Origin of the sequence: Lysinibacillus sp. LK3 (assembly GCF_001043675.1) — a bacterium.
GTDB lineage: Bacteria > Bacillota > Bacilli > Bacillales_A > Planococcaceae > Lysinibacillus > Lysinibacillus capsici.
In genome coordinates this window covers 24,258-35,125 of sequence record NZ_LDUJ01000040.1, presented here as the reverse complement: position 1 = coordinate 35,125, position 10,868 = coordinate 24,258, and the positions used below count along the sequence as shown (strand labels likewise).

Genomic DNA, 10,868 nt, shown 5'->3' with positions numbered 1-10,868 from the left:
TATAAGCTTTTAAAATAATTGGAGTAATAAATACTTTTATCGTTTTTTATTAATGTATCACAATATTCCTGAAGCAATTGGAATTTATTTAATTTATACATTATCCAAAGTTTATAAAACTCGAAATCCGGCATATACTCTGAATAATTATTAATTAATTTTTCAGCTTCAATATAATCTTTATTTTCTATACGTACCTTTAATAAAGTTAGTTCTGTAGCTAATCTTTCTTTTTCATTAATATATTTTTGTAGAGCAAGTAAAATAATTTCATCTTTAGCCCAATAAGAATTATTATGTAAATTGTTTTTCAAGCTTCTTTTCTTTGATGGATACTTAAGACATATATCGTAAATATCTTGCTTATTTATATACCCCCTATTAGGTCTCAAATTTAATGAAATATTAGTAATTAATGAATCAAACACCCCGTCAATATCTATATCTAAGTTCTCATCCCGAGTCCAAACATAAATATTATACTTTACCAATTGTATTAACTTTGATTCAGGTATTTCATCTAAGACTAAATTTTTTATTAAATCAAGAGGTATACTATTAATTTGAAAAAGTTCTCTGAATTCTTCTTTAATTGCATACTGCTTCGATAAATTAAATTCAGAATTAATTGCATTAGAAAGATAAATTAAATTATTTTTTAATTTCCCTTGAATTTCAGATGCTATTATATGTTGTTTTACATTATGCGATGTATCCTTATTATTTTCTAAAATTCTTTTTATTTTTGTATCTGTCAGTTTTTCTTTTTTTACTTGAGCATAAATTTCATATTCATCAAAAATTATTGTAAAATCATCATTTGTTTCAAATGTTATTTCTTTGAATTTTGGATCGCGTATAGAGTCAAATGTATAAAGCATACTAACTAAATCCTGATAAGCAATGCCATTTGCTAAATGAGACCCTCCAGTTTTTTTCTTACTGAAATAATTAACTGAAATGGTTAAAACCCCCTTTGTATTTTATAATTATATATTACCACTACAGTCACTTTACTACTACTTTACAAAGGAGAATATAATGTCAATACAGTATTGTTAGGAGAAAAGTTATTTGTAGCACACTTATGATCAAACATTATTCTATAGAGTATATTGATTAAGTTATTTACAAAAACCAACAAGGGTACATTTATTAACAACAAACAATATGTATCTGATATCATTGGTGCTTTTGTTGTATCAATTAGCTGAAGAAATATAGTACGAAATAAAATGATTAATATATTTAATTAATATTTAGTTGGATTGTTGGATTATCGAGGTAGAAAAAATGTAAATGACGAGTTTTTCAGGGGCTGTAATACTCTCTTGAAACTGGAAGATGGATTTCTCTGAATGGTGGTTAGCAAACAATCATAATATCGATTTAAGAGCGATCAGATTCGTAAACTGGCACCTATGTCAAGGACACATTAAAAAAAGTGATTAACCAACCGAAAGATTATCCTAATAATGAAAAGGGGTATTCTTTTTCTCCTTTGTTAAGATATAGTAACAACCATCTAAGTGTGTCACTCTTCTGAATAATTTTTATGAATATTGGACAAATCTACATTAAACGATAATTAGCATTATTTAAACGAATAATCCCCTTTTGAATGATAAATTATGAGAAACATCCGATAATTAGAAAGTTGTGACCAAGGTATTTATATTATGTAAACTAAAATTATTTGGCGTGGAGGAGGATTAAAAAAATCACCCAACAAGTTAAGGTGATTAAATAATTTCCGTTTTTGGGATTTAATCTAAATTTTAATTGGTTTAAACCCATAAGCTTCTAATTTATCTTTTTCTTCTTGGTTTAAAGTTGGCACAGCCCATATCAGTGAATATTTTGCTCTAGTACTTGCAACATATCCAATTCTTCGGGCTTCACTATCATTTTCAATCCATTGTTTCCAATGACCACTTCCAGAATTTCGTTGACTTGATACCACCATTACTGCATCATACTCTTTACCTTTAACTGAATGAATAGTGTTAACAGAAGGATACTCTAAATTGTCTATAGTAGTAATTATATTTATCGCTTTTTTGGCTGTTCCTGTTGGAGTCCTATGTTTTAATTCACTAAAGTCACGATTTTCGGTATCAAAATTCTCCAAATTTTTATAGGGGTCTTTTATTAGGGTTAACGCATTTTTTTTAATAACTGATACCATTCACCATAAGTTTTATTGTTAAAATTTAAAAGGTCTGGATAGTTAGAAAAAGATTCCAAAAAATCCTTTAAAAAAATTCTCCATTTAAAAACAGAGGTAATACCAATTGGACAATAGTAATTTTTAGTACCCTTTGCACTTCCGAACCACTTTTGAAGATGTTTACCGGCAAACTCAAGAGCTAATATTTGGTTAGCGGGAATCTTAGTGCTCCATAGCTGTAGAGCATCTATTAGTAAATGTGGACTCTCTCCGTCCCTTTTTTCAAATGCATTCTTTAGAGACTGTTGACGAACCAATATTGATGCATTTTTAGGAGAAATATTAACTGATTTAAGAAAATTTAAATATTGTTGTTTTAACAAATTTATATCTTTGTATTCTAAATAGTGAACACTATTTTCAACAAGTAAGTCCTCAGCGAGGCCTCTATTGGGTTTATTTATAGATGAAATTGTATTTGCTATTTTAACTATAGAATGACAGCTTCTAAAATTATCTGTCAGTTGCATTTTTTTTAAGGTGGAAACGAAATTTAACGTTTCTTCTGGATTAGCATTTTTAAATCCATATATAGACTGGTTTAAATCACCAATGAAATGCAGGACAGATCCCGAGTCCCGTAATATATTTAAAATATTTATTTCCTGCACAAAAAACTGGTAGTTTTTTATCGCCTTCAGACTCAACACAATTTGAGAACAATTTCATAAAATGTGTAAAATTAATTCCGTTAATATTTATAACAGATACACCAGCCTCCTCTAATGAATTGGGTAACACTTCCTTTGCATGTTTTAATGCAGATTCATTATATTGAGCAAGAACTATCTTTGCAAAAGCTGGAACAAGCATAGCCTCACTTATTCCTTCAACCAATATTATCCCTTTTGAAAATAACAAAGTTGACTTTGTTATGTCTAACCAACGATTTATGTAATTTTTGCTTCTACCTAAATTAATATTTTTAAGGGCAGTCGCAATGATACTTTCATTTTGATTAACAATATGAATTAATTTATCAAGATCTACTGATGATGCTAACACTGGTGAATGAGTTGTAATAAAGACTTGCATATTTTCAAGATTTTTTGTTAATTCTTCTAAATATTTTATAAATTTCACTTGAAGCTGTGGATGCAAATGAGCTTCCGGTTCTTCAATTAACAACACTGTCATCACATTATTATCTTTTAATAATTCGAGTTCAGCAAAAACAGTAGCTATGTAAAGCAAGTTATTATAACCAAGACTATTTACAGAAATATCTCTAAACATATCTGGATCATTTTGCTGAATACCAGGAAAAAAAACCATTCTGATACTTTCAACAATTCTATTAAATGTAGTTTCAGCAAATTGTAAATTTACACTTTGACCAAGACGTTTTCCCAATGTATCTTTTAGCTTTTTATTTATATTATTTTTAGCAAATTCGATTTCATTATAATTACCATCGACATTGTTCGTAATTTGTTTGTTAAAGTTTGATACGTTTTGTACCAGTGTTTCTTTATTATCACCAAATTGCTTTTTTAATAGTTGGGCGAGTCTAGATTTCCGGCCATTAATCAACTTTTCTTCTGCGTCTCTCAAAGGAGGAAGGTAAATACAATCAATACATTCAAAAGTTTCTTCTTCGAAGATACTTGATTTGGATACTCCTCCCCAAATTTCTTTTTTATAATAACCTTTTCTGTTTGGGTTTGAATTAGCTTCTAGGTGAAGTTGGGCATTAAAACCTTCATCGCACCAAGTCAAAAAAGTTACTTGTTCATTCGAATTTAATGATTCAAAAGTTAAATCTATTTTTATCTTTGGAGCTGAATATTTCTTGTCTAATGAAACATAAAAATCATCTTCATTTATATTCAAATATGAGAATTCATTTTCTCTAAGTAGGTGCCTTATTGCGTTAATAATCGTAGTTTTTCCAGCACCATTTTCACCAACTAATATGTTCAGTCCTTTGTTAAACTCTATTTTCGAGTCCCCTTTAGTATTTTTATATCCAGAAATATTTAGGTTCGAAATATGCATTTAAATCCCACCAATCAATATAAATATTAAAAAATTTACCTTATTTCAATTATATCAGCTATTTTCCAAGATAAACTCTAAATATACAATATATGCTAAAAAAAACATTTCTTGAATAATCGCCTTAACATGAAAATTAACAATTAAAAGTATTAAAAATAGTTGAGTTGAGGATTAATTGCTACTTTTTCTTTAATAAAAATGTGTAATGATTAAATACTAAAAAGAGCTTTTGAAACAAGAAACTGCCCTTTGAAAGTTTGGCACTTTCAAGGACAGTTCTGATTTTTTAACTATTCTATTTGGAATTTCAACAATTTTTAATTTTTGAGCAGTCTTGCTAGGGCATAAGTAAAGTGGATATTTGCCATATTCTCCTCCGTGCAATTAACAAATTCTAAGGGTAACTTTACCATATTAAGATATGATATAAAAGGTATTAAATTATATTGTTAATTTAGTGAATTTAATATCCCCTTTTATATGAAAGACGTACTGTTGCTTCACAATCTAGCCCCAAAATGGATAATAAGCGCTTCCTTGATCTAGAATAGCACCCAATTAAAGACTGAATTATTCAACTGAATATTTTTGCTCTTACTCTTTTGGAAGGTCAGTGTCCTTTCTAATCTGTACCACTCTTTTTCTATTTTATTTAACCTCTTCTGTGCAAAAGGTAAACACTTTTCCAATGAAATGCCAGTCAAAAGCTTTAGTAAAGATTCTATCAATCCATTCTGCAAAAGTATGAATTGAGTCAACTTTATTAAGTAAAGAAACAATCTTTTTAACTAATTTAAATAACTAATTGTATTTCTCTGTTAGTTCTTTATTGGACAATAAGAACATCTTCATTTTAATAATATTCAAAGTCTTTTTTCACTAATCTACCAAGAGTTTAAGTACATCATTTCAAGATTTCGCCCATAAAGAAAGAGCGCAATTTTCTCTCTGGAATTGCACCCTCTTGTAAAAAAACGCCTTACTTATTGTAGGATTAACCGTAACTGGAATGTACTTATCTAATCGAACTTCCTCAATGATTTGGCCAACAATTCAAACAGCACCCATTACCACACATCTTTTCTTTTTCCATATTTATATCTCTTTTTTATATCTAGTTTCACCATCTTCACATATACCATATGTATCGTGATTCTGAAACATCCAGCTAAGTTCATCACTCTTTGAATAATTTTTATGAATATTGGCCAAATCTACATTAAACGATAATTAGCATTATTTAAACGAATAATCCCCTTTTGAACGATAAATTATGAGAAACATCCGATAATTAAAAAGTTGTGACTCAGGTATTTATATTATGTAAACTAAAATTATTTTGCGTGGTGGAGGGCCTTGATTCATCAACTACCCATAATATCTGTACTTGTATTTATATGGACAAGAACTTTTAGACACTTTCATAAACCCACCTTCTTGCACAAGGGTTTTAAGGATATTTGATTCTCTGGACAAGAACTTTTAGACATTTTATTTTTATGGACAGATGAAAACTCATAAAGATTAAATTACTCTGTGTAAATGGTCACTTAAAGCAAATTAATAAGACACAAAAGTGTTGGTTTGGAATAGAGTTTGATTAAAAGTTTGTTGCAATCGTTGATTTTATAATAGAAGAAACCCACGCATTTTGAAAAAAGTTTGATCAAAATGCGTGGGTTTTATTTAAATGCGAAGTTATTTTTATCAAACTATATTATAAATAATCGAACTTTATTATAAATGCTCAATCTTTTTTACAAACTACAACTCTTTTTTCTTCCATCATTCATTAGGATATTAATTTATTTAGGAAATATTTTTTATCTCTTTACGAACAAATTCACATGTCCAATAACCTAAAAATGAATTTAAACTTCTGTATATTGTCCAATCTTTCTGAATTTCTCATAGCGATCTTTAATTAATTGTTCGCCATTTAGAGAATTTAATGCTTTTAGTGTGACGCTTATACATTCTTTTATATAAGATGCTTGCTTCACAACATTGCGGTGTGCTCCACCCGTTATTTCAGGGATTATTCCATCAATAACGTCAAGCTCTTTTAAGTCAGGTGCTGTTATCCGCATTGCTTCTGCAGCTTGCTTCCCTAGGCTACCATCTCGCCATAAGATCGATGCAGCCCCTTCAGGCGAGATAACCGAATACGTTGAGTTCTTTAACATAAAGACGCGATTAGCTACCCCTAATGCTATGGCACCACCACTTCCGCCTTCCCCTATAACAATACTAATAACTGGTACTGTTAGAATCGCCATTTCAGAGAGGGTTCTAGCAATGGCTTCACTTTGGCCGCGTTCCTCGGCTGCCTTACCTGGATAGGCTCCTTTTGTATCAATAAAACAAATGATTGGGCGCTTAAATTTCTCAGCTTGCTTCATTAAGCGTAATGCCTTACGATATCCTTCAGGGTGTGGCATACCAAAATTTCGTCGAATATTTTCTTTAGTTGATTTTCCGCGTTGATGTCCAACAATGGTTACGGGCTGTCCTTCAAAGAGAGCGATTCCTCCAAGAATAGCTGCATCATCACCAAATGTACGATCTCCATGTAACTCAATAAAGTTTTCACACATCGCTTCTATATATTGTAAAGTTGTTGGTCGTTCTGGATGTCTAGCAACCTGTACACGATCCCATGGCTTCATATTGACATAAATAGATTGTTCTAGCTGTGTTAGACGTGTTTCAAGCTTTTCGATTTCGCCTGTCATGTCTACATTTGCCTCTGTAGCAATCGTTTTTAATTCATCAATTTTTTCTCGTAATTGTACGACTGGTTCTTCAAAAGCTAAATTTTTAGACATATTGCACACCGCCTTTTGTATGCATTTTTACAAGTATTGCTACTTGGTTTCGTAAATCCTTCCGATGGAAAATTGCATCAAGCTGACCATGCGCTAGTAAAAACTCCGACTTTTGGAAATCATTTGGTAATTTTTCTCTTAATGTTTCTTCGATTACACGGCGACCAGCAAAGCCAATCAATGCTTGCGGTTCTGCAATATTAATATCTCCAACAGAAGCAAAGCTTGCTGAAACGCCACCGTATGTAGGATGCGTCATGATCGAAATAAATAATAGTCCTTCTTCATTATGACGTTTTAATGCCACACTCGTTTTTACCATTTGCATTAATGATAGAATACCTTCTTGCATGCGCGCTCCACCACTAGCAGTAAAAATAATAATCGGTACACGTAATTCAATAGCTTTTTCAACGGCACGTGTGATTTTTTCTCCTACAACGGAGCCCATTGAGCCCATACGGAAATGAGAATCCATAATCGCTACAACAATTTCTTCTCCATCAAGAGTACCTAACCCAGTCAGTACAGCTTCGCTTAATCCCGTTTGTTGTTTAGCCACTGAAATTTTTTCTACATAATCAGGGAAATTAAGTGGATTACTTGTTTGTAAATGATCATCCATTGAAACAAATGAACCTTCATCTAAGAGATATGCTACGCGCTCCTGTGCAGTCATTTTGAAATGATGGTCGCATTTTGTACACACTTTATGATTTTTTTCTAATTCCTTTGTTAACTGAATGTGACGGCATTCTGGACATTTTGTCATAAGTCCTTCTGGAAATCCCTTTTCCTGCCCTTCCTCTTTCTTTTTACTAAATAAGCTACGTACTACCATGTTTTACTCCCCCTTTGTTGTCTAAATGCCTTGTTCAACATTCATCCACTGTTGGTAAGCTTTTAATGCTTCTTTTTCATAGCCAAGCTGTATCGATTTCAACATAGTTTGAATGATTAATTTTTCTTCTTCTGTTGAGTTTCGATTTAAACGGTCACCGGCATAAACTGCTAACTGAAACCAAACTTTTAGTGAAAGTCGATTTCCTGACGTGATGATTATTTCTCGTTAAACATCCCGACAATTAATCGTACTTTCTATCTCTAGCTTTACAAAAAAACTGCCCCACACTGGTAGTGTTCGCAGAGTCTCTGTACAACTTATAACGCGAATGGCTTCCTTATCATGAATTTGTCGCGTTAATTCGCATCCTTTTTGATTTTTCATCTTCTAATATAAACATCGACAATATTTCTACGAGCTGATGCTTTTGTAGAAGCTAGAAACGTCCTTCCCCATGTCTCGTTTCAATAAGACCTAATAACTCTAAACTTCGCAATGCCTCTCTCACAGAGGATCGCCCGACACCTAGACGTTCTGAAAGGACTCTTTCGGAAGGTGACTTTTCACCAGCCTGTATTTTTTCTATTTTAATAAGTTGTCGTAATTGTTGGACGATATCTAAAAACACTTTCTTTTGTTCGGTTTTTTTATCCATACGATCAACTCCTCGGTCAATCTATTCGCCTTGGAATAATTATTGCTGTCGCTTTCCTTTCGCGCAGATAAACAATGCATCCAAAGGCTTCATCTTCATTCAGTAGGTGTTTGGATACCTACTAAAAAGAAACAAAATCCACCACCTTCAGATGATGGCGTCTCTTACTGAATGAATTCAAAAGTGGTCTGGCCACTTTTGAAGTTGGCTTTATCTTACAAAATAATTATTTGAAAGTAAAGAAAAAACTGCATAAAAATTTATACAGTTTCTAAAATTTCCTTCAATTTCATATTCTTTTCGTCGTTTGTGTATATTTTATTTTCACTTGAGGTCTACCAAAGCGCTTTTCAAGCGTTCTCTCAATGTAAAGCAATTCAGCTTCTAGTAAAAGCTCCTGAACAAGATGAAAAACTTGCGGGAATAAGGTTACAGAAATCGTTCCTTGCTGCTTTGTTGTTTATTAAAAATGAGTAATGATTAAATTCTAAAAAAGAGCTTTTGAAACAAGAAACTGCCCTTAGAAAGTTTGGAACTTTAAAGGACAGTTCTGATTTTTAAGTATTCTATTTAGATTTTTAATATCAATCAACAATTTTTAATTTTTAACTCCTCTATCCATCCATTTAAACAGCTATTATTTTCTTCTATTTGCACTCTTACCCAGATTATTTTTTTCTTTCTATTACCTCAACTATTGTATTTTTAGAAATTTTTGTTTCTTGAATAGTCTAGATTGTCGGCTTTTCCCAAATCTTATATGACTTCCATTACGTAATATCCCTAAATCATAAGGTAAATAATCTGATTTAGATTTACGATAATTTTTTTGTATTTCTTGAACTGTTGAATGTTCAGTTATACTAGATTGAATCTTATTAATTGTCTCAGTACTATAAGTGTTTAAAAACATCGAAAAAACCATTAACAAAACTTCATCTCCAATTACTGAAATAGTCTCCTTAGTAAAATCAGTTATTTCTTCAATATAAACAATACCTAATATTCCCTGAATATCAAGGCAGTTGAGTTTAGAAATTACTTTTTAATTCATTAAAGTCTATGGTGCTTCATAACTTTTTTATTTAGGTAGAAAGAACATCTGATAAAAATAAGTGAGAGTATTACGAATATTCCACCAATCCAGCTTAAATTTTCTATATTAATATATTGAATAATGATTCCTCCTAATGCAGAGCCCAGCATCATTCCCACATTCATTAAGGCGGTATTAAAACTAAGTACTGTTTCAGAGGATTGTGGTTTTAGTGAAATCAGATAAAACTGCTTTGCTGGTGTCGTTGTCCAAGTTGCTACTCCCCAAAAAGCTAGTGTGACAAATACACCCACTGCCCTATACTGTGTAAATGCTAGTACAAATAAAGAGATGATATGAACACATAAACTTAATGTTATTGTTCGATTAGGTCCCCATCTATCTACCGCATATCCTCCAAAGCGTGAGCCAATAAAAGCAAATGTGCCTAAAACAAATAATGCGATACTTGTCATTTCTATAGAAAAACCAGCAGTATGACTTAATAATGGAGCAATGTAGGCAAACACCATCGTATAACCTAAAATCCAAAAAATCGTTGTCATTAAACCAGTTAGGACTCGTTTATCATTCATTATTTGTAGCTGTTGTGTAAATGGCAACGGTTGGTTTCCTTTTATAGCTGGTAATAATTTATAAAGACCTATCATTAAAAAAACTGTACCAAGCACAATGATCAAGAAAATATAGTGCCAATCAAAATGTCCAGCTAAAAATGTTCCAATAGGCACTCCAAGTACTAATGAAACAGTGAAACCTGTAATGACTGTTGCCATTGCACTACCTCTTTTTTCTGGAACTGCAATTTGAGCGGCATAATTGGTAGCAACAACAATATACAGCCCTCCACTCATTGCCATAATGACTCGGGATAACATAAGAATGATGAAATTATAACTGAAAAATGCAACTAGATTTCCTAGAATAAATATAGAGATGGCACTTAAAAGCACTTTTTTACGGTCAAATTTAGACGTTAGCATGACCAATCCCAATGCTCCAATAGCATAAGATAAAGAATAAATCGTAATCAACTGGCCAGCTATTGAAATTGAAACATTTAATTCAAAAGAAATCAGTTCTAAAATTCCAGAAACAACAAACTCTGCTGTTCCTGTTACAAAAGCTCCTAAAGCTAAAAGTATGATGATTAGTTGATTTATATTATTTTTCAATTTGTACATCTCCTTATATTTGAACTGCTGTTTTTATTTTAAGTTCCATGTTAACATAAGTAAAATTGATGTTTTTGA

At 31.6% G+C, this 10,868-nt stretch carries 8 protein-coding genes; all 8 read right to left on the bottom strand.

All coding sequences use genetic code 11. The annotated features are described in order from the left end of the window. Positions 1–881 (bottom strand): hypothetical protein (locus tag VK91_RS21885; protein WP_048395881.1); only part of this gene is annotated, 881 nt, incomplete at its 3' end. 890 nt (positions 882–1,771) lie between these two features. Continuing rightward, the gene (locus tag VK91_RS21880) at positions 1,772–2,188 is read right to left on the bottom strand and encodes a 3'-5' exonuclease (RefSeq protein ID WP_048395879.1); all 417 of its coding nucleotides are present in this window, start codon (positions 2,186–2,188) and stop codon (positions 1,772–1,774) included. Further along, the gene (locus VK91_RS21875) at positions 2,158–2,841 is read right to left on the bottom strand and encodes a UvrD-helicase domain-containing protein (protein WP_197078745.1); all 684 of its coding nucleotides are present in this window, start codon (positions 2,839–2,841) and stop codon (positions 2,158–2,160) included. Before VK91_RS21875 ends, VK91_RS21880 begins: the two co-directional genes overlap by 31 nt. Beyond that, positions 2,777–4,228, bottom strand: a complete 1,452-nt coding sequence (locus VK91_RS21870; RefSeq protein WP_082148195.1) for an ATP-dependent endonuclease — start codon at positions 4,226–4,228, stop codon at positions 2,777–2,779. Before VK91_RS21870 ends, VK91_RS21875 begins: the two co-directional genes overlap by 65 nt. 1,874 nt (positions 4,229–6,102) lie before the next feature. After that, positions 6,103–7,059: an acetyl-CoA carboxylase carboxyltransferase subunit alpha gene (locus tag VK91_RS21865; RefSeq protein WP_048395876.1), complete on the bottom strand. Its 957-nt coding sequence runs from the start codon at positions 7,057–7,059 to the stop codon at positions 6,103–6,105. After that, positions 7,052–7,900 (bottom strand): acetyl-CoA carboxylase, carboxyltransferase subunit beta, encoded by an 849-nt coding sequence (gene accD / locus VK91_RS21860; protein ID WP_048395874.1) that lies wholly within the window; start codon positions 7,898–7,900, stop codon positions 7,052–7,054. Before accD ends, VK91_RS21865 begins: the two co-directional genes overlap by 8 nt. A gap of 439 nt (positions 7,901–8,339) precedes the next feature. After that, entirely contained in the window at positions 8,340–8,558 is a 219-nt protein-coding gene (locus VK91_RS23390) for a FadR/GntR family transcriptional regulator (RefSeq protein ID WP_369700631.1), read from the bottom strand. 1,053 nt (positions 8,559–9,611) lie between these two features. Continuing rightward, complete coding sequence (locus VK91_RS21845) at positions 9,612–10,799, bottom strand: MFS transporter (RefSeq protein WP_156181910.1); 1,188 nt, start codon at positions 10,797–10,799, stop codon at positions 9,612–9,614. Between the last annotated feature and the right edge of the window lie 69 nt (positions 10,800–10,868).

Bases quoted from the DNA above. Each gene is read 5' to 3' on its own strand.
- VK91_RS21845 (WP_156181910.1), bottom strand. From the start codon at position 10,799: ATGTACAAATTGAAAAATAATATAAATCAACTAATCATCATACTTTTA.
- VK91_RS23390 (WP_369700631.1), bottom strand. From the start codon at position 8,558: ATGGATAAAAAAACCGAACAAAAGAAAGTGTTTTTAGATATCGTCCAA.
- VK91_RS21865 (WP_048395876.1), bottom strand. From the start codon at position 7,059: ATGTCTAAAAATTTAGCTTTTGAAGAACCAGTCGTACAATTACGAGAA.
- VK91_RS21870 (WP_082148195.1), bottom strand. From the start codon at position 4,228: ATGCATATTTCGAACCTAAATATTTCTGGATATAAAAATACTAAAGGG.
- VK91_RS21880 (WP_048395879.1), bottom strand. From the start codon at position 2,188: ATGGTATCAGTTATTAAAAAAAATGCGTTAACCCTAATAAAAGACCCC.
- accD (WP_048395874.1), bottom strand. From the start codon at position 7,900: ATGGTAGTACGTAGCTTATTTAGTAAAAAGAAAGAGGAAGGGCAGGAA.